The organism is Actinoalloteichus caeruleus (assembly GCF_049311605.1).
Lineage (GTDB): Bacteria > Actinomycetota > Actinomycetes > Mycobacteriales > Pseudonocardiaceae > Actinoalloteichus_B > Actinoalloteichus_B caeruleus.
This window is the reverse complement of record NZ_CP186005.1, coordinates 5,199,833-5,219,041: the sequence shown is the minus strand read 5'-3', so window position 1 is coordinate 5,219,041 and position 19,209 is coordinate 5,199,833. Positions and strand designations below refer to the sequence as shown.

Sequence of the window (19,209 nt, the reverse complement as noted above, 5' to 3'; positions counted from 1 at the left end):
TTAGTGACTAAGGTTTCCTGTCGGGGCAGGGTATGAGGAGGCCCGGGCCGGCGCGCGGGGCTCACCCACGGGCCGGTCCGGGCCACGACCACGTCAGACGCGACCGGCGCACTCCAGGGTGGCCTCCGCCCAGTCCGCGTAGTCCCACGCCGATCCGTCACCGGCGTCCTCCACGACCAGCCGCAGCCGCTCGGCGCCCTCGACGGGGACCTCGATCCGCTCGGGGGCCTCACCCCGGCGGAGCACATCGGACCGGTACACCTCCTCGCCGTCGGCGAGCACCACGAAGACCGCGGTGCCAGCCGGGGTGCCCACCGGCAACGGCCGGCGCTGGCTGCCCTGCGGAGCGGCGTCGTCCAGCCCGACGACCGCGTTCAGCGACGAGCACCGGCCACCCGCGTACAGCGAGACCTCCGCCGGAGCCAGCATGCCGAGACCGTGGTCGTACCGAACGCCGTCCAGCTGGATCGGCCCCCCGTCTCCCCGGCCCATCGCACCGTTGGTCGAGTCCCGTTCCACCGGGCCCTTGCCGTTCTCCTCGGCGAGGAACGGCAGGCTCGACACCCGGGTCTCCCCCTCGGGAGCCGCGGCGACCGTGATCTCCGCCTCGTCGACGACCACCGGTACCTCGGCGCCCCGGACCTCGGCGGTCACCCCGACGGCCGCCTCACCCGGCTCGTCGGCCGCCCGCAGCCGCCAACTGACCTCCGCGTCCTCGCCCCGGCCCACTCGGCCCACGATCCGCTCGGCCTGATCCACGACCTCCCAGCCCGCCGGCGGTTCGGGACGCAGGACGCTCTGCGGCAGGGCGCGCGCACCGTGGTTGCGCAGCCGCGCCGTCACCACCACCTCGTCGCCCGGTGCGACGGTGCTGGCCTCCGCCCGGACCCCGACCACCGCGAAGGTGTCCCTCGGGTCCACCGAGTGCACGCGGACCTCGTTCGGGTAGTCGCCGGTGCGGGCGTCGCGGGCGCGGATCACCGCGCCCTCGGGGCCGGTGGTGACCTGGAGGTACTGGTGGTTGAGCACCGCCGCCGTGTCCACCGCGAGGAACCCGTCCGGGTGCCCACCGGGCACCCGGACCCTGGTGGCCCACCGGTCGTGGGTGACCTGGGCGTGGGTGTGGCCGCTGAAGAGCACCGACTGCGGGTAGTCACCCAGGATCGACCGCAGCTCGGCGTCCTGGAGGTGGTAGCGGCCGGCGTCACCGTCGGACTGGGTGACGGTGCGCGCCAGCGGGTAGTGCGTGAAGACGAAGATCGGCCGCCCGGTGCGACCGTGGTGGGCGAGCCTGTCCCGCAGCCAGTCCAGCTGGGTGTCGCTCAGGTACACCTGGTCGTCGAAGTTCGGGTTCTCCCACCACATGAGCCGCTCGGTACCCAGGGTCAGCATGACCGCGTCGTCGATGACCAGCTCCTGGTAGACGCTGTCGGTACCCGCGAAGTCGTGGAAGGACTCGTACAGCCCCTCCTCGGTGAAACCGTTGGGCCAGGTCGGCTGGCAGAGGGTGTGCTGGTCGCACCAGGCGGGTGCGTACGCCTCGTGGTTGCCGATCGCCGCGAGCAGCGGGAGGTCCCGCCCGTGCGCGCGCAGCACCTCGCTGACGGCCTCGTACTCGAAGTCGTAACCCCGGTCGACGATGTCGCCGTTGATGACGGTCGCCACCGAGTCCGGGTTGGTCAGCGCCGCGTCGGCCAGGACGTCGTCCCAGTCGTCGAGGTGGCCCTGGATGTCGCTGAACACGTCGAAGGTGGTGGTGGGTGGCGCCGAGGCGGATCGGCTGACGTTCGTGACGCCCGGGGCGCCCTCGGCTCCGTCGGAGGGAGTGGCGGCGGAGGGCACCGCCAGACTGACGGTGGCGGTGAGCGCGAGGCCGCTCGCCGCCACCCTGGTGGGCAGGCGCATGGTGGTCCTCTCCGGCCGGCGGAGCCCCGCCGGCCACCTGACAGGTCGATGACCAGCCGACGGTGCCAGTCCGGGGTGGCGACTGGTCACCGGTCGGTGACCGTCCAGCACACCGGAATGTGAACGGGACGTGAACCGCCGCCGGAGTGGTCGCGGGCGCACCCGTGCGGGCACCCGACGGACCGACGTGGTGCCCGTCGGTGGGCAGGGGCAGGATCACCGCCATGACCACACCACCGGAGGGGACACCGCGGCAGGACCCGGACAACGGCCGGGGACTCGACCCACGTGACCGCGTCCTGAGACTGTGCGAGGAACTGCCCGGCGCGCGGCGGGAGTACCCCTTCGGGGAGGACACCGCCGTGTTCAAGGTCGGCGGCCGCATCTTCGCCCTGGTCGCGCTGGGCGGCGAGCACGGCCGGGTCACCCTCAAGTGCGAGCCGGAGTACGGGGCCCTCCTGGTGGACCGCCACCCCGGCGTCATCCCCGGGTACCACATGAACAAGCGGCACTGGATCACCGTCGACCTCGCGCACGCACTCCCGGACGACCTCCTCGACGAGCTGGTGGAGGACTCCTACGACCTCGTCGTCGCGGCCCTCCCCGTGCGCGCTCGACCCGGCGTGGCGAGCGGCCGCCCGACCGGGGAGTGAGCGTCCCCGCCGTCCCGAGCGTGCGGAGCCGGCAGGGGCCGCTCCCCGCCGCGGCCGGCGGGAGCTCGGGACCGGGAGGGGCATGGGCGGGATGACCAACACGCTCGGAGGACGCCGACCGGTTGGGAAGATCGCGGTGCCCACCGTCGTTCTTCTGGTCACCCGTTCCGGAAACGGTGCCCCGGTGCGGACGTGACTGCCGACGGCGTTGAGGCCGGGGCGAAGGGGGACGCATGAGCGAGACGGTGTTCCGCAGCGAGGAGCTGCCGGAGGCGGAGCGGTTCGAGCGCTGGCGTGAGTTGATGGCCAGCACGCACGCCCCCATGGAGCTGTCCAGCGAGTACGCCGGGTCCTACCGGGTCACTCGTCGGCTGATCGAGCTCGGCCCGGTGGTCGTGTGGCCGGTCGCACTCCAACCGGTGGTCATGGACCGCACGGCCAGGCTCGTGCGCCAGTCCGACCCGGGGGGTTACCACCTCTCCTACATGTTGGGCGGGACGCTCGGCGTGTCCCGTGCCCGCCAGGAGGAGACGGAACACGGGCCCCACCACTTCCACACCACCAACACGTCCCACACCTACCGGGTGCACGTGCGGAACGGCAGCGGTTCGCTGATCCACGGCGTCGCGGTGGAACTGCCGCAGGACAGCCTGCCCATGCCACGTCGGCAGTCCGAGCGGGCGATCGGACGTCGGATGACGGACCAGGACGGCATGGGCGCGATGCTGGGCGCGCTCCTCCGCCAGCTCGCCGCCGCCCCCACGGAGTTCGGCCGGGAGGAGGCCGCCCGGCTGGGGGGCGTGCTCGTCGACCTGGTGGCCGCGATGTTCGCCGGCGTGGTCGACGGGGGAGAGCTGTCCCCGGAGGCCAGACGGCGGAACCTGGTCCTCCGGGTCAAGGCCTTCGCGCGTCGGAACCTCGGCGCTCCGCTGACGCCCGCCATGCTCGCCTCGGCACACCACATCTCGGTGAGCTACCTGCACCGCCTGTTCCGGGACGAGGCGGAAACGGTGTCCGAATGGGTCCGGCGGGAGCGTCTGGAGCGGATTCGGCAGGAGCTCCGGGACCCGCGCAACGCCGGCGTGCCGATCCACCACCTCGCCGAGCGCCGAGGGTTCGGGCACCACGCGGCCTTCAGCCGGGCGTTCCGGGCCGCCTACGGGATGACGCCCAGGGACTACCGGAACAACCCCGGGGCCGAGGTCGAGCGGCCCGGCGACCACCGGGCGGATCCCGGCTCCACTGGCGGAGCGCTCGACCGCTGAGGGTGGGGTCACCCGCCGGGGGAACACACCACAGGGGCGTGTCGACCACGGCGGCGGCAGCCGGTGAGGCGATCCGAACGGCCAGTGCCCGTGCCCCGGTACGGGTCCGGAACCTTCCGGGACCGCCGATCATGCCGAGGGAGCGAGTCGTCTCGCTGTCCTGCCGTCCTCGGAACGTCATGATCTCGTCCACTGTCCGTCAAGGACACTGAGCCGTTCGCCGGTTAGCGTGGTCCCTGCCCGAGGGGAACCTTCCATGGGCGGGGGAAGGGGCCACGTCGTCGCGGTCGCATGGCCGGCGGCGACGCGGCCCCGTCAGCCACGAGGCCGGAGCGCGACGGTGGTCGCCCGTGCCCGGTGACGGCGTGGCTGTCGGTCGGACGCCCGCCTCGCACCCCCGACCACCCGATCCGGCCTCACGGTCTGGCGCGGCCGAGTGGCCGGCACGGTTCCCGAACTGGCGTTCCCGCCCGTCAGTGGCCTGTGCCGGAGGAGTGACGATGTGGTTCGGTGTTCTCGGCCCGGTGACCATCCTGGGCCCCGGCCCGGCGGTGGCCGGCGGGATGCGCCCCCAGCAGCGGGCGCTGCTGGCCGCGCTGCTCGTCGACGTCGACCGCGTCGTGCCAAGGGACCAGCTGCTCTACCGGGTGTGGGGTGAACACCCCCCACCGCAGGCCGGCCGGACCCTGCACACCCACGTCAGCCGGATCAGGAAGGTGCTCGCCGCGTTGCCCCGGACGGGCCCCGTCGCCGTGGCGAGTCTGTTCCGGCACGACGGCGGCTACCGACTGGCCACCGATCCCCTGCACGTCGACGCCGTCCGGTTCGAGGCGCTGGCGGGCTCGGCGGCCCGCGTCCACGACCTCGACCACCGGCGCGTGCTCCTGGAGGAGGCGAGGACGCTGTGGCGGGGAGAGGCGCTGGCCGGGGTGACGGGACAGTGGGCCGCCCACCGCAGGTCCCGGTTCCGACACCGCCACCTGGCCGTCACCCTCGACTGGGCCGAGACGATGCGGGCCCTGGGCCACGGCGCGGCGACGGTCGACCCGCTCACGGAGCTCAGTGAGCGGCATCCGCTGTCGGAGCCCCTCGTCGCGGCACTGGTGCGGGCCCTGTACGCGACGGGTCACCGTGTCGAGGCGGTGCACCGCTACCAGCGGCTGGAGTCGGAACTGGTCGCCGCGACGGGTGTCCGCCCCGGGCACGAGCTCAGACTCCTGCACGAGGTGGTACTGCGGGGAGAGCCGCTGGGCCCCGAACCGGTCGGGGCGTTGCCCCGGCTCTGACCCAGGTCACGGCCCCGGGGGGCCGGCGCTGGCCGCGAGCACCGTCCTGGGCCGAGCCCCCCCAGGGCGGGGCGGCGTCCAGAAACCGCCCGGGGACCCCACCGGGCGTGGGAACGGCGGTCAACACCCGGCGGCATGACCACGGCGGCCGCGCCGCGCCGCCCCACCGAGCGCCCGCCGGACCCGCCCCGGCCGGCGGCCCCCTCGGGGACACGTGGCCGAAGGGATCGCCGCGCCACCCGCCGCCCGGGGTGGTTGGCGGGAACGGAGGAACCGGACCCACGACGTGGCTGCCCTGCCACAATCGGAGGCCAGGGGCGGTGGTCGTCCTCGGCCGCGGACGGGCGGCCGGATCCCCTTGGGAGGAACGGCGTGAGTGACGCGCGTCCGCGGTCGGATTCGGACCTGGGCCTGTTCGTCGGCGGTGCGGTCAGCGCGTTCGCCGCGCTGGTCACGCTGATCGCCAGTTTCCCGCTCGCTCCCGTTCCCGCCCTGGTCGCGATGGCGTTCGGGGCGGTGGGGCTGCGGAGGGGGACGCGACGAGGCTTCTCCCTCCTCGTCCTGATCACCGGAACGGCGGTCGTCGTGCTCAGCATCGTCGGGATGCTGACCCTGCTGAGCGCCACCGAGGGGATCGAGAGCCACGTCGTCACCGTCGTCGACGAGTGACCCTCGACCGTGGTCGAACTCCCGGCCCCGCGACGTGGCGGCCACGGCGCGGCCCCGCGGGGGCGGGGCTGGCCCGGAACCGGGGTGACCGCCGGCCACCAGGCCGCGCACGCGGAACGGCCGGCTCGTGGTCCCGCCGCTCACCGGGCATCGGCCGCCCAGCGAGGCCCCGGTGCCGAACCCGCGCGGTGCGCGGCCGGTGGAGCTCGCGGACCTCGGTCGACCAGGTACGTCCACGCTCGGTCGGCCCCGGTTCCCCCCGGACTTCGACCGGAAGTACCCGGCCCGCTGCGCCTGGGGTAACGGCGTCCCGTGGTCACCGGCCGTGGCCTCGCCCTCGCCCCGGTGGCGGGGGTGCTCGCGCTCGCGAACCTCGTGAGCTGGTCGCGGGGCTGAGGTCGAGGACAGTGCGACGGCGGTCGTGAGCGGGACACCACACCGGAGCGGTCGGTCCGGGAGGTCGCGAACGGCCGCACGTGGAACGACGAATCCCCGTGGGCCACGAGGGCTCACGGGGATTCACCTGGTATCGTCTGCTGGTCCGTTCGCGCTGGTCGAACGGGTTGTGCCAGCTGGTGCGCCATCAGGGACTCGAACCCCGAACCCGCGGATTAAGAGTCCGCTGCTCTGCCAGTTGAGCTAATGGCGCCTGTGGGGTGCTGACTGGCTGGCTGCCAGTGCTCCTCCAGTATTCCTCGCCGGTCTGGTCGCTCTCCCCGACCGGCGAGGAAACTCTAACACAGCCCCGTTCGTGGCCCCCGCACCGGCCCCCCGCCCAGTGCCCGGAGGGGTCCGACCCCAACGCGATCTTCACCCGGATGCCTGGTCGTGCTCCGAATGGATGAAGAGGTGCGTGCCTTCGCCCCTTCTGGCAACCGATTCGGCCGTACATACGTCTACCTGGGTAAAGGCAGGTTCAGGGCGAGTCCGTGCGTGGCGGTCCTCGTCGTGTCACCGAACCGCCTGTTACTCCGTTGAGCGCAATGGCGGTCCACCATTGGTGGGCCTGGGGGAACGAGGACGAACGACTATGCACAGGATCACTGGCGTCGCGAGCGGCAGGCGGAAGTCGGGGCGTGTCCGACTGCTCGCAGCGGTGCTGGGTCTTACCGCGGTGATCACCGCGAGTTGCACCAGCGGCAGCGCGGCCCCGTCCGGGGGCGGCGCCCCCGGGAGCTCCGCGCCGCCGGAGAACGAGCCGCTGTCCCTGGTCTTCAGCACCGAGGACGAGGCCACCGACGTCGCACCCGGGGAACCCGTCACCGTGGCCGCCGAGGGGGGCGTGCTCACCGAGGTGACGATGCTGAACCCCGACGGCGTCGAGGTGGACGGGGAACTGGCCGAGGACGGCAGCGGGTGGACGACGGCCGAGCCGCTCGGCTACGGACGGACCTACACGTTGTCGGTGGCGGGGGAGGGTGACGACGGCCAGGAGCGGTCCGAGGAGATCACCTTCACCACCGTCCAGCCCGCGCAGCAGACCTACGTCGGCTTCTCGCCCCTCCCGGGGGAGACCGTCGGCGTGGGACACCCACTGGCCTTCTACTTCTCCGAGGGGGTCCCCCTGGAGGACAAGCAGGCGGTGGAGGACTCGATCACCATCACCACCGACCCCGAAGTCGAGGGTGCCTTCTACTGGTTCGACGACACACGGGTGCACTGGCGGCCGGAGGAGTACTGGGAGCCGGGCACGAAGATCAGCATCGACGCCGACATCTACGGCAGGCACTTCGGCAACGGCGTCTACGGCAAGGAGAGCCGCACCTCCGAGCTGACGATCGGCGACTCCTTCGTCGCCCACGCCGACGGCTCCACCTACCAGCTGACGGTGGAGATCAACGGCGAGGTCGTGAAGAAGTTCCCGATGTCCCTGGGCAAGCCCGACTTCCGGTCCTGGGACGGGGTGCACGTGGTGACCGAGAAGCACGCCGACTACCTGATGGACTCCTCGACCTACGGGCTGCCGCTGGACCAGGGGGGCTACCAGACCCAGGTCAAGTGGGCGACCCGGATCGCCAACAACGGCGAGTTCGTGCACGCCGCGCCCTGGTCCGTGCCGCAGCAGGGCAAGGAGCACGTCAGCCACGGCTGCATCAACCTGTCCATGGAGAACGCGAAGTGGTTCTACGACAACGTCAAGCGGGGTGACGTCGTGCTGATCACCGACTCCGGCGGCCGGGAGCTGCCGGGGGACGGCGGCCGAGGGGGCTTCAACGACTGGCAGATCCCGTGGGAGGAGTGGCTCACCGGCGGCGTGCGCGCCGGCTGATCCGCGAGCGCGACGGGCGGAGGCGCGGCCCGGGCCATTCGGCCCGGGCCGCGCGTCGTTCCAGGCGGCGGGCGGTGGACCGAGCCGGTCCGGACCCGCCGGGCGACCCCGCTCCGCGTCACGGAGTACCCAGCCAGCTCTCGTCGTCGGTCGCGTGGGCCAGCAGCCGCCGCAGGAGTGTCCGCAGCGTGTGGATCTCGGAGGCCCGAAGGCCGCCGAGGAACTCCTCCTCCACCAGGCGGAGCCGGTCGTCGACCTGGTTCATCAGCCGTCGCGTCCCCCTGGTCAGTTCGAGCCGCCGGGTGCGGCCGGAGGAACCCGGGAGCCGGCGGAGGTAACCAGCCTGCTCGAGCGCGCCCACCATCTCGTGCAGCGACTGCCTCGTCACACCGAGCTGGCGGGCCAGGTCGGACATCGTCAGTTCCGGCTCGAGATCGAGCTGGACGAGCACGCCGAACTGCCGAATCGTGAGGTTGTGCTGGCGCAGCGCCTCGTTGGCCTGGCGGGTGGCGACGGTGAAGGCGTAGGCGAGGAGGTACGGAACGGCGGGCGCCGGCTGCTCGTCCATCGCGCCGACGATACGGGCGGCGTGACTCGACTGGCGCCGCCCGTCGCCTCCCGGTCCGGTCTCCCGTGCCTGCCGCCGTCGACCGGCGCCCCCGGGTTCACCGCGCCGTGCCGTGGGAGGTGTTGTTCACCAGCGGGTGCGCGGAGCCCGGCCGAGGGGGCGTGACCGAGGTCGTGGTCGACGAGGACGCCGTGCGGCACGACGTCGATCGATCGGTGACCACGCCGAGGCGGCGACCCCGTGATCCCGTCGGGGCGCCACGGCGTCTCGACCGGTCGGCCTGAGTGCACGGGTGCGGCCCGGCTCCGGGCGCCGGGGCGTCGCTGTCAGTGGGACCCCGCGCACGGTCGCGCCGCTCCAACCGGTCGGGACTTCCGGGGTCGGGTCGGCCGTCCTGCCGTGCGCGGTCGACGCGGCCGGGTGGGCCGGGATCCCTGCCCTGGGGCCGCCCGGTGGCGGAGCGCGTTCCCGTGCCGGGCTCGGCCGTGCCACGCCACGCCCGGGCCCTGATGCCCTGATGCCCTGATGCCCACCGGGGACACGGGCGGTGCGCCCGCCTCGGACCGGAGCCGTGCTCGGTCCCGGTCGCGGGCCGCCGAACCGGCAGTTCTCCGTTGATCGTCAGGCACCCTGACGATCAACGTGTTTTCCGTCCTAAGCTTTCCGGGCTCCGGGGCCCGGCGGATGGTCGTGGCCCCCTCTCCACCAGTGCGTACCGACCCCGCGTCGGCGAGGACGCATGCCCAAATTTGAGTATCGGAGGACCGATGATTCACGCCCGACAACTGGCCAGGACTTTCCAGGTCAAGGGCGAACGGGTCGAGGCCGTGCGCGGCATCGACCTCGACGTGGAACCGGGGGAGCTGGTCGCCTTCCTCGGCCCGAACGGGGCCGGCAAGTCGACCAGCCTGCGGATGCTCACCACGCTGCTGCCGCCCACCTCGGGCACCGCGCTCGTCGCTGGTCACGACGTGACCCACGAGGGCGCGCGCGTGCGCCAGCGGATCGGCTACATCGGGCAGGGCAGTGGTTCCGGCGAGTACATGCTGCCCCGCGACGAGCTGATGACGCAGTGCCGCGCGTACGGGCTCAGCCGCACCGAGGCCGTGCGGCGCACCGGGGAACTGATGGCGATGCTCGACCTGGAGTCACTGGCGACGAGGCCCGCGGGCACCTTGTCCGGCGGGCAGCGGCGGCGGCTGGACATCGCCCTCGGGATGGTGCACCGCCCGGCCCTGCTGTTCCTCGACGAGCCGTCCACCGGCCTGGACCCGCAGAACCGCGCCCACCTCTGGGAACACATCCTCCGGCTCCGCCGGGAATCGGGCACGACCCTGTTCCTCACGACGCACTACCTGGACGAGGCCGACGCGATGGCCGAACGGGTGATCATCGTCGACCGGGGCGCCATCGTCGCCGACGACACCGCGGAGAACCTCAAGGCCCAGCTCGCCGGCGACCTGATCACCCTCACCCTCGCCGACACCGACCACGCCGGCACCGCCGCGGCGATCGCCAGCCGGATGCCCTCGGTGTCCGAGGCCACCGTGGACGGGACCACCGTCCGGGTCCGCGCGACCTGGGGGGTCGCCGTGCTGCCCGAGTACCTGCGCGCCCTGGACACGTCCGCCGCGCCCGCGCTCACGGCCGAGGTGCGCACCCCGACCCTGGACGACGTCTTCCTGGCGCTCACCGGCCGTCGGCTGCGGGACGGCGACGCGCCGGAGGAGTGAGGTCCCCCGACCACGTCCGCCCCCACCAACCACGTCGTACCGACAGGAGTACGGACACCGTGAACCTCGTCAGCCACACCGGGATCGTCTTCGTGCGGGAGATGCGCCCGGGACTCCGGAACCCGCTCGGGCTCGTCTTCCAGATGGCCGAGCCCCTCGTCTTCCTCGTGCTCTTCGGACCGCTGCTCGCGGTCATGCCCTCCGTCGGCGACGGATCCACCTGGCAGTGGTTCGTGCCGGGCATCGTGGTCATGCTCAGCCTCTTCGGCGCCAGCGGCGCCGGGTACCTCATGCTCACCGAGGCCAGCGCCGGCACCCTGGAACGGCTCCTGGCCACCCCGTTGCGCCGGACGGCCATCCTGGCCGGGCGCACCGGGAAGGAGGTGGCGACCCTGCTGGTGCAGGCGCTGCTGATCGTCCTGGCCACGCTGCCCGTCGGCTTCGACCCGCACCCGCTCGGAGCGCTGGTCGGCCTGCTCCTGCTCGCCGTGTTCGGGGTCGGGCTCGGGTCGCTCTCGATCAGCCTCGCCTTGGCCATGCGGGACCAGCCGTCCACCTTCTACGGAATCCAGCAGGGGCTGCTCTTCCCCCTGCTCCTGCTGTCGGGTGTCCTGCTCCCCATGGACTTCGCTCCCGACTGGTTGCACACCGCGTCCCGGTTCAACCCGCTGACCTACCTGGTCGAGGCGGAGCGGGCGCTGTTCGCCGGTGACCTGGCACATCCCTCGGTGCTGTGGGCGGCGTTGACGGCGGTGGCGGTGGCCGTCGTCGGCCTGGCCGTCGGCGCGCGCACGATGCGGCGCGCCTCGTGCTGATCGCCGTCTCCGGCGATTCCCGCTGACGGCGCGGCACCGGGCCCCTCCGCGGCGCGTCCGACACGCGGAAGGCCGGGTCGACACTCCGAGGAGTACCGGCCCGGCCTTCCGTGACTGGGGAGGATGACGGGATTTGAACCCGCGACAACTGGGACCACAACCCAGTGCTCTACCTACTGAGCTACACCCTCCATGCCGTCGTGGTCTCGGCGCACCGCGCGGATGCCCTCCGACCACCGTGGTGCCGACAGCTTAGCGTGCGGCGCGAACGGACCGCGCGGTGGGGCCGGTGTCCGGGTTTCCCGAAGCCCGGAGCCGGTTTCGCCGGATCAGGCGGTACCGCCGCGGCGCGCCAGTTCGGTGCCGCCGACCCCGCCTTCCCCGCTCAGGATCTCCTGGGCGATGACCTGGAGTTCGTCCGTGGTCGGGCCGGGTTGGGGAACGAACGCGGACCGCCGGTAGTAACGCAGCTCCTTGATCGACTCCAGGACGTCGGCCAGGGCCCGGTGGGCCAACCCCTTCTCCGGCTGGGCGTAGTAGACGCGCGGGTACCACCGCCGGCAGAGTTCCTTGATGGAGGAGACGTCCACCATCCGGTAGTGCAGGTGCGCGTCCAGTTCCGGCATGTCCCTGGCGATGAAACCCCGGTCGGTGGCGATCGAGTTGCCGGCCAGCGGCGCCGTGCGCGGATCGGGCACGTACTCGCGCACGTAGTCCAGGACCAACCGCTCGGCCTCGGCGATCGTGACGGTCGACCGCCGCACCTCCTCGGTCAGCCCGGATCGGGAGTGCATGTCCCGCACCACCTCGGGCATCGACTCCAACGCGGCGTCGTCGGCGTGGATGACCACGTCGACCCCGTCGCCCAACACAGTGAGTTCCGAATCGGTGACGAGAGCGGCGATCTCGATGAGCGCGTCGGAGCGCAGGTCGAGACCGGTCATCTCGCAGTCGATCCATACCAGCCGGCCGTTCACTGTGGCGATTCTAGTTCCGCCTCCCGTCCCGTTCGCTCAGGTCGTCGGCGTGGTGCTCGACCGGCGGCCGTGGCCCCTCGGTCAGGAACGGGGTGAGCAACCCCGGGACGGCCGCCTCCGCCACCGCCAGTCCCCGCGCCACGTCGACGTCCTGGATCTCGTAGTGACCCGCACCGGCCGCGGTCGTGGCGACGACCGTGGCCAGTCCCGCCCGCCGCTGGAACAGGGACCTGCGGACCTTCCAGCCGATGATGCCGTCCGTCCGCAACGCGAAGGTGCGCCGCACCAGCGAACCGCGTCGACCGACCAGGTACCGGTCCGCCAGCTGGTTGCCCAGGTTGCGGTAGCGGTCCACGCCCAGCAGCACCGCCAACGGCAGCGCCACCAACCCCAGGTACCCGGCCCACATCGGGACCGGGCCTTCCACCACGGCCCACGCCAGGCCCCCGAGGAGGCCCAGGGTGGGCACGACCGTTCGCACGAGCCGTCGACGGCGCGCCGCCGAGGGGTGCCGGGCCAGCCCGGTCAGGGTGGGGGCGGGACGTGTCCTGGTGACGAGTTCGGCGACGCGGTGCGCCTCGGTGACGGGAGCCGGCGGCAGCAGCAGGTCGCGGTCGCCGCTGAGCGCACCGAAGCCCGTGACGATCGCGTCCGCGCTGCCCCCCTTCGCGGAGCGCAGGAGCAGCGGTTCGACGACCTCGACCCCTCGGAGCCGTTTCTCCTCGATCGAGACCGAGCGGGTGGTGAGCAACCCCCGCCGCACCCGCAGCGTCCCGTCGTGTTCCCGGCTGAGCTCGTACTTCCAGTAGCGCACCACGTAGACGACCAGGGCGCCGCCGACCATGACGACGAGGAACGACAGCGCCGCGACGGCCACCAGCACGGGGGCCGGCAGCGCGGTCACCCACTCCTGGATGCCGGCGAGCACGGAGGAGTCGGTGATCTCGACGTTCAACCCCTCCAACGCCTGGTAGGAGGTGCCGAACAGCACACCGAACGCCGCCAGCCCGGCCAGCGTCAGCGGCGCGAAGCGCAGCCAGGACCGCCGGAGCCGGGAGAGCTGGTCGGGTGGAGGGACGGGCTCCCCGTCCTCGCGCGGGGTCGCCCCAGCCGGCGAGGTCTCCCCGACCTCGTCCCCGTCGGGAGGTGCCCCCTCGGCCGCCCCCTTCGTGGCAGCCGCCTCCCCACCGGCCCGGGCGCGCTGGAGCAGGAGGACGCGGAGCTGTTCGGCCTCGGCGGCGGTCACCGCGTTCAGGGACAGCTCGTCGGGGCTCGTGGCGCTGTGGCCGGTGCCGACGGTCACCACGACCAACCGGAACACCCGGTGCAGCAGCGGGGAGGTCAGGTCGACGGTGCGGATGCGATCCCTGGGCACCGACAGGTGTTTGCGGAAGACCCACCCCGTGTGGAGCAGGACCTGGTCCTCGGTGATCCGGTAGCGGGTGGTCAGCCAGCGGATCAGACCGTTCACCCCGAGGATCACGATCACCACACCCGCGATGCGCAGCTGCCACCCGTTGTCCCCACCGACGAACAGCGCGACGACCAGCAGCCAGAGCAGGCCCGCCGCCTCCCCGAGCGGTCGTGCCGCGATGATCCGGGGGTCCAGCCGTCGCCATTCGTCCACGTCCGGGTCGGACAGTTCGGGCGGAGGGGGCGCGTCCGGCCCGAACGGGCACTGGTCGACGTCCTCGTCCTTCGGCGGGGAGATCGCGTCCTCCTGCTGGGACGGGCCCACCCCCGCCGGGCCGAGGTGGGGGCCGGTCGGTCCCTGCGGGCTCGGCTGGTCCGGCGTGGGACCCCCGCCCGGAGCGGTGCCCTCGGGTCCGGTCACGTCGCGTCCCCCGGGACGGCCTGGGTCGTCGCCGTCAGCTCCTCGACCAGCGTCGCGGCCAGCTGGTGCTCGAGTCCCTCGATGTGCAGGGGGCCGGCGGCCGAGGCGGTGGTCACCGTGACGGTGGACAGGCCGAGCAGCTGTTGCAGCGGCCCTCGTTTCGCGTCCACGGTCTGGATGCGCGAGGCCGGCGCGACGCGCCACTCCTGCGTCAACCAGCCCGTCTGCGTGTAGACGGCGTCGGCCGCCACCTCCCAGCGGTGGACCCGGTAGCGCCAGCTGGGCATGATCGCCACGTGCAGGACCCCGACGGTGACGCAGGCCCACAACGCCCACATCGCCCCGATGGGGGCGTCGTCGGTGAACAGCAGCAGGCCGGCCTGGGGCAGGGTGACCACCAGCCAGCCGATCAGGGCCTGGAGGGACCACCAGAGGATCGCCCTGGGAGCCACGCGGTGTTCGGGCGCGCGCAGCCGGAGGTCTGCCGGTCCTCCGCCGGAGGAGGGGTCGATCGAAGTCACCCGCCTACCCTGCCTGACCGGGGTGTGCTTGTCGAAGACGGCGGGGGCCGGGCGATCCCGGGCGGGTCCTCCTCCGGTCTTCCGGTGCCGCGGCCTCCCCCCGGTGGGAGGCCGCGTTCCTCGCTCGCCTGGCGCGGGGCGGTGGTCACCACGTCCGCCCGCCGGCGCGGGAGGCGGGGCCCGGGACGCGGGTTCAGTCCCGTTCGCGGCCCCGGACGAACAGCCGGCCGCTCACGTCGACGTGCCCCAGGTCGCCGGTGAACACCAGTTCCGGGAACGGTGGTTCCCCACCGACGTCCTCCCGGTGCCGGCCGTGGCTGGCGTGGGTGCCGACGTGGATCCGCCCCTCGCGACCGGCGGGCAGCGGGTTCCCGTCCTCGTCGAGGATCGCGATGCGGATACCCCGCGGCGGCCTGCCGACCGTGCCGGGCGCGGCGGACAGGTCGGTGGGCGTCGCGATGCTGACCCAGGACACGTCCGTGGAGCCGTAGAGGTTGTAGAGGAGGGGGCCGAACTCGCGCTGGAAGTCCGCCGCCAGGTCGGCGGGCAGGGGAGCACCGGTGCTGACCACGGCCCGCAGGCTGCCGAGGTCGTGTTCGAGGCGCTCGGCGGGCGGCAGGTCGAGCAGGCCCCTGAGCAGGTCCGGCTGGACGAACATCGAGGTGCACCGGTGCTGCGCCGCCTCGCGCAGGGCCTGCCCGGGGGAGAAATCACGTCGGAGCACCAGCGTCGCCCCGAGCACCGCGCACAGGTGCAGTGCTGACAGACCACGGGTGTGGGCCAGGGGGGCCGCCATCAGCGTGCGTTCGCCCTCGCGGAGCGGGACGCGGGTGAAGACCGTGGCGGCCGGGGTGACCCGGGGCGGGTCCTGCCACGGCACGGCGCGGGCGACTCCGCCGGTGCCCGAGGTGAGGACGATCGTCGTGCCCTCCGCCGCCTTGCGGCCGAGCGGGGTGGCGGGGAAGTCCGCGATCAGCTGTTCGACCGTCAGTGCCCGGGTCGGGGCGTCCACCCACGCGGTGATCCGCTGGCAGTTCCTCGGGGCTCGCACCAGGAGCGGCCGGTACTCCGCGTCGGCCACCACGGTCCGTGCGCGCTGTTCGCGGAGCAACCCGCTGACCTGGTCCGCGTTCAACCGGGGGCTGAGCAGGACGGTCCTGACCCCCAGCTTGCTGCACGCGATCAACAGTTCGACGAGCAGGCGGTGGTTCCCGCAGAGCAACGCGACCGCGTCGGTCTCCCCCAACCCCCGGTCGGCCAGGGCGTTGGCGAGCCGGGTGGTGCGCTCGCTCAGCTCGGCGAAGCTGACCGCGCCGTGTTCGTCGATCAGCGCCGCCCGGTCGGGGTGGCGGACCGCCGCCGCCGTGTAGCCGAGTGGGAGGGACGTGCCCCAGCGCCACCACGCGCCGGCGAGGCGGACCATGCGGTCGGGTCGGTCGGGGCGCAGCACACCGTTGTTGACCAGGACGCGCAGGTCGCGCCACCGCTCCACCAGGTGGTGCCCCCGCCGGGAGGCCCGTGCGTCGTGCCCGGCCGGCCAGCCCTCGGCCGCGTGGGACAGCCGCACCAGCGCCCGGGTCGCCCAGCGCCGCAGGACGGGGGCGCCGGCGCTGTCCAGGAGTCGCCGGACGGGCCCGCTGACCAGCGTCTCCACCCCGAAACGCACCTCGGTCCCGCCGCCGTGCAGCGGGCGGAGCCGGAACTCCAACCGTCGGATGTCGCCGGGTCCCTGGGAGAGCACGATGCGACGGGCGGCGTCCCGGACCTCCACCGTCAGGTGGGTGGCGGGTCGACCAGCCGTGCCACGTCGGGACAGCTGGTAGCGGTCACCGGGAGCGTGCTGTTCGTGCCCGACGGGCTGCAGCCGGGTGACCTCGGGGAGGAAGCTGGGGTAGGTCGTCGGCTCGCCGAGCCAGGACCACAGGCGGTCCGGTGACTGCGCGAACGTCCGGCGAACCTCCACCCGTGTCAACGGCGCCTCCCTCCTGTGTCGTCCCCGACCCGCCGGGCGGCCGGTCGTCGTGCGCCGCTGGTCCGGGCCGACGCCGGAGCGTTCGGAGGCGGGCGCGGCGCGGTCACCTCCCGGCAGCGGGGTACCCGCTCACTCCTCGGGGGATACCGAGGCGGCGACCACCGCGTCCCGCAGGGCGGCGCGCAACCGTCCCACCTCCAGCGGGCTCAGCACCGCGGTCTCCCCTGGGGGCGCTGTCAGCACCACCTGTCCCTGGTCGACGAAGACGACCACGTCCCGTCGCCGCCCCGCGACGTCCCGGCAGTTGACGGACCACTCGTTGCGCACTACCACTCCCCCCACTCCTCCGCCGGTGACCGGCGGTCTCCTGCACTCGGTGCTCGCGGTGGTGAGACGCCACCGCCGCCGGGGTCATGACGCCCGTCGTGGCCGCTTTCCGAGTGTTTCTCGCCCCCAGGCGAGGAGATCGACACCCACCGCGCCGGTGACGACGCTCAGATCACCCAAACTGGTGGAGCGTTCAATCACATCGGGATACTAGCCGCGATCGTGGCCAGGGGGACGCGATCGGCCCGTGACAGGGGCGAACGCCGTGCTGGCACACCCCTGACGACCGGCGCCACCATCCGCCCGGGTGATCGCGGCGCGCGGTCGGGTGGATCTGGGGGACAGACCGGCTCGACGGCCCGAGGACCGCCACCAGCCGCCGCCCGACCACCCCGCGCGCGTCCTCGGGCAGCGGTGGGGGAGCACCGCTCGCCGCTGGGGAGTCCGAGTCCGCCGATCTCGGCCGGGTCCGTGGTCGGGGTGAGCGGTGGACGGTCACCGAACGAGGGAGCAGCCCCGCGTCCGGGCGGAGCGGACGTCCGCTCAGCTCCCCGACCCCCCGGGCACCGGGTCCGCCCACGCGATCATCACGACGCGGGGCGCCACCGCGATGCCCGCGCCCCGCTCCTCCTCCCAACGCGCGCGGAGCTCCGGTCCCCAGTCGGACCGGGGCAGTTCCACGAACCCGCGCCGCCGGTACCAGGGAGCGTTCCAGGGAACATCGCGGAAGGTGGTCAGGGTGACGGCGGGTGAGCCCCGGCGGCCGGCCCGGGCCAGCACCTCGGCCAGCAGCGCCCCACCGATACCCCGGCCGCCGAAGGCGGGGTGCACCGCGAGCTGGTCCAGGTGCGTCCTGCCGTCGAGCTCGTCCATCGCGGCGAAACCGACGGGTGGCTCTCCCGCCACCAGCACCTCGCCGGCGGAGCGCAGCGCGTGTTCGGGGTCGTCCGGTGGCAGGACCAGTCCCACGTCCTCGAACAGCCGGTCCGCCGCCCTGCTGACCTCGCCGAGGACGGGGAGGTCCTCGGCGCGCGACACGCGGATCGGTGGTGGGTGCATCGTGCTCCTCTGGTCGCGGGGTTCGGACGACGGCCGAGGCCGATCCTGCCGCGCGCCCCCGGCCTCCCACAACGCGGTTCCGGCCCAGCCGCCCGAGGAACAGGGGCACGGGGAAGCGGGGGTCGACGGCACCGGGACCCGCTCGTCGCCGAGCGCTGGAACGGGCTCGCGGGGAGCTGAGAGACTGGGGTGGTGCCCGACGTCACCGCCACCCTGCGCCGCGCCGCCGAACTGAGCGGTTCCGGCAAACACCGCGAGGCGGTGCGCCTGCTGTCCGACCTGGTGTCCGAGCACCCGGGGAACGCGGCGGTGCTCTGCCAGCTCGCGGGCGAGCAGCTGCACGTCGGTGCCCCGACGCAGGCACTCGCCCTGGCCCGCCGCGCGATGATCGTCCTGCCCGGCCACCACTCCCCGCACCTGCTGGCGGCGCTGGCCCACACCGACCTCGGGGAACACGACGACGCGGTCGCCGCCGCCCGCACGGCGGTGGCGGAGGCACCACGGGTCTGGCAGTGCCACTCCGGACTGGCCGAGGCGCTGACGGCCCAGGGCGGGGAGGGCGCCCTGCGGGACGCCGAGGACAGCGCGGCGCGTGCCGTCGAACTCGCTCCGGAGGAGGGCCGGCCGTACGAGGTGTTGGGCGACGCCGCCCTGCTGCGCCACGACTGGGGCCGCGCCGAGTGGGCCTACCGGACGGCGTTGCGGCTCCGCCCGAAGTCGGCGGTGGCGGAACGGGGCCTGCGCGTGGTCCGCAAGGAGCGCGACGCCCGGGCCAGGGCGGAGCGGAGGTCGGCGCGCGGTGGTGGGCCCGTCGCTCGCCGCTGGCGGAGGAACGGCGGGTCGGGCGAGCCCGAGGTGGGCGGGACAGGGACGCCGGACGAGGGCCGGGACGAGGAACGGATCGAACGGGACACCCGCCGGCAGGAGCTCGGCCGGGGTGTCGAGGCGGTCCTGTGGCCGCTGTTCCGGAAGATGTGGCTCGTCCAGGCCGGCGGGGCGCTCCTCCTGCTGCTGACCTCGATGCCCGACTCGACGCGCATCCACGGACTCGCCGGGCTGATGGTGGCGATCGCCGTCGTCCTCCTGCCCGCCCACGGACTGCGCCGCGTGCCCCCAGCCCGCCGAGGCGAGGTGATCGGCGCGTTGCGGGGGAGGGCGCTCCTCCTGGTCTGCGGTGCGGTGCTCGGTGCGGGGACGGTGCTCCTGGCCGGGTGGTCCCTGCTGGTTCTCGTCTCGCCGGGAACCGTGCAACCGCTGTCGATCGTCGTCCTCGTCTCGGCGGCCGCCGGCCTGCTCGGCCTCGCGCGGAACGCGGCTCGGCGCTGAGCCCCGCCCGGTCAACCCTGGTCCAGGGGT

At 73.3% G+C, this 19,209-nt stretch carries 16 protein-coding genes and 2 tRNA genes; 8 read left to right on the top strand and 10 right to left on the bottom strand.

All coding sequences use genetic code 11. The features are described from left to right. Positions 1 to 93: 93 nt before the first annotated feature. On the bottom strand, positions 94 to 1,905 hold the full coding sequence (locus ACOJVX_RS21340; protein ID WP_026419078.1) for an NPCBM/NEW2 domain-containing protein: 1,812 nt from the start codon (positions 1,903 to 1,905) through the stop codon (positions 94 to 96). Positions 1,906 to 2,129: 224 nt separating this feature from the next. On the opposite strand from ACOJVX_RS21340, the gene ACOJVX_RS21335 reads away from it, so the two are divergent. From ACOJVX_RS21335 to ACOJVX_RS21320, 4 genes are all read left to right on the top strand, one after another. Next, positions 2,130 to 2,558, top strand: a complete 429-nt coding sequence (locus tag ACOJVX_RS21335; protein ID WP_422647052.1) for an MmcQ/YjbR family DNA-binding protein — start codon at positions 2,130 to 2,132, stop codon at positions 2,556 to 2,558. 233 nt (positions 2,559 to 2,791) lie between these two features. Further along, on the top strand, positions 2,792 to 3,823 hold the full coding sequence (locus ACOJVX_RS21330; RefSeq protein WP_418153714.1) for an AraC family transcriptional regulator: 1,032 nt from the start codon (positions 2,792 to 2,794) through the stop codon (positions 3,821 to 3,823). Between the two features lie 500 nt (positions 3,824 to 4,323). Then, on the top strand, positions 4,324 to 5,109 hold the full coding sequence (locus ACOJVX_RS21325; RefSeq protein WP_026419076.1) for an AfsR/SARP family transcriptional regulator: 786 nt from the start codon (positions 4,324 to 4,326) through the stop codon (positions 5,107 to 5,109). Positions 5,110 to 5,481: 372 nt separating this feature from the next. Beyond that, a complete protein-coding gene (locus ACOJVX_RS21320; protein ID WP_026419075.1) occupies positions 5,482 to 5,778 on the top strand; it encodes a hypothetical protein in 297 nt (98 codons plus the stop codon). Between the two features lie 573 nt (positions 5,779 to 6,351). Here the strand turns inward: ACOJVX_RS21320 and ACOJVX_RS21315 are convergent. Further along, positions 6,352 to 6,427: transfer RNA gene (locus ACOJVX_RS21315), tRNA-Lys, on the bottom strand. A gap of 381 nt (positions 6,428 to 6,808) precedes the next feature. Between ACOJVX_RS21315 and ACOJVX_RS21310 the strand changes: the two genes are divergently transcribed. After that, entirely contained in the window at positions 6,809 to 8,047 is a 1,239-nt protein-coding gene (locus ACOJVX_RS21310; protein WP_026419074.1) for a L,D-transpeptidase, read from the top strand. 118 nt (positions 8,048 to 8,165) lie between these two features. On the opposite strand, the gene ACOJVX_RS21305 is transcribed toward ACOJVX_RS21310, so the two are convergent. Continuing rightward, a complete protein-coding gene (locus tag ACOJVX_RS21305; protein ID WP_026419073.1) occupies positions 8,166 to 8,615 on the bottom strand; it encodes a MarR family winged helix-turn-helix transcriptional regulator in 450 nt (149 codons plus the stop codon). 767 nt (positions 8,616 to 9,382) lie between these two features. Between ACOJVX_RS21305 and ACOJVX_RS21300 the strand changes: the two genes are divergently transcribed. Both ACOJVX_RS21300 and ACOJVX_RS21295 read left to right on the top strand, forming a co-directional pair. After that, positions 9,383 to 10,348 (top strand): ATP-binding cassette domain-containing protein, encoded by a 966-nt coding sequence (locus tag ACOJVX_RS21300; RefSeq protein WP_026419072.1) that lies wholly within the window; start codon positions 9,383 to 9,385, stop codon positions 10,346 to 10,348. 59 nt (positions 10,349 to 10,407) lie between these two features. Continuing rightward, on the top strand, positions 10,408 to 11,163 hold the full coding sequence (locus ACOJVX_RS21295; protein ID WP_026419071.1) for an ABC transporter permease: 756 nt from the start codon (positions 10,408 to 10,410) through the stop codon (positions 11,161 to 11,163). 115 nt (positions 11,164 to 11,278) lie between these two features. Here ACOJVX_RS21295 and ACOJVX_RS21290 read toward each other — a convergent pair. The 7 genes from ACOJVX_RS21290 to ACOJVX_RS21260 all read right to left on the bottom strand — a co-directional run bounded on the left by ACOJVX_RS21290 (position 11,279) and on the right by ACOJVX_RS21260 (position 17,853). Further along, positions 11,279 to 11,354, bottom strand: a tRNA-His gene (locus ACOJVX_RS21290). A gap of 138 nt (positions 11,355 to 11,492) precedes the next feature. After that, positions 11,493 to 12,140, bottom strand: a complete 648-nt coding sequence (gene orn, locus ACOJVX_RS21285; RefSeq protein ID WP_026419070.1) for an oligoribonuclease — start codon at positions 12,138 to 12,140, stop codon at positions 11,493 to 11,495. Between the two features lie 10 nt (positions 12,141 to 12,150). Then, complete coding sequence (locus ACOJVX_RS21280) at positions 12,151 to 13,974, bottom strand: PH domain-containing protein (RefSeq protein ID WP_422647051.1); 1,824 nt, start codon at positions 13,972 to 13,974, stop codon at positions 12,151 to 12,153. Beyond that, positions 13,971 to 14,495, bottom strand: coding sequence for a PH domain-containing protein (locus tag ACOJVX_RS21275; protein ID WP_030105197.1), 525 nt, complete (start codon positions 14,493 to 14,495; stop codon positions 13,971 to 13,973). Before ACOJVX_RS21275 ends, ACOJVX_RS21280 begins: the two co-directional genes overlap by 4 nt. 193 nt (positions 14,496 to 14,688) lie before the next feature. After that, positions 14,689 to 16,458 (bottom strand): AMP-binding protein, encoded by a 1,770-nt coding sequence (locus ACOJVX_RS21270; protein WP_051713373.1) that lies wholly within the window; start codon positions 16,456 to 16,458, stop codon positions 14,689 to 14,691. 138 nt (positions 16,459 to 16,596) lie between these two features. Further along, complete coding sequence (locus tag ACOJVX_RS21265; RefSeq protein ID WP_030105195.1) at positions 16,597 to 16,800, bottom strand: hypothetical protein; 204 nt, start codon at positions 16,798 to 16,800, stop codon at positions 16,597 to 16,599. A gap of 537 nt (positions 16,801 to 17,337) precedes the next feature. After that, positions 17,338 to 17,853, bottom strand: coding sequence for a GNAT family N-acetyltransferase (locus tag ACOJVX_RS21260; protein ID WP_035292193.1), 516 nt, complete (start codon positions 17,851 to 17,853; stop codon positions 17,338 to 17,340). A gap of 192 nt (positions 17,854 to 18,045) precedes the next feature. Here ACOJVX_RS21260 and ACOJVX_RS21255 point away from each other — a divergent pair, with 192 nt between their 5' ends. Beyond that, positions 18,046 to 19,179, top strand: a complete 1,134-nt coding sequence (locus ACOJVX_RS21255) for a hypothetical protein (RefSeq protein ID WP_422647050.1) — start codon at positions 18,046 to 18,048, stop codon at positions 19,177 to 19,179. The last annotated feature ends 30 nt before the right edge of the window (positions 19,180 to 19,209 follow it).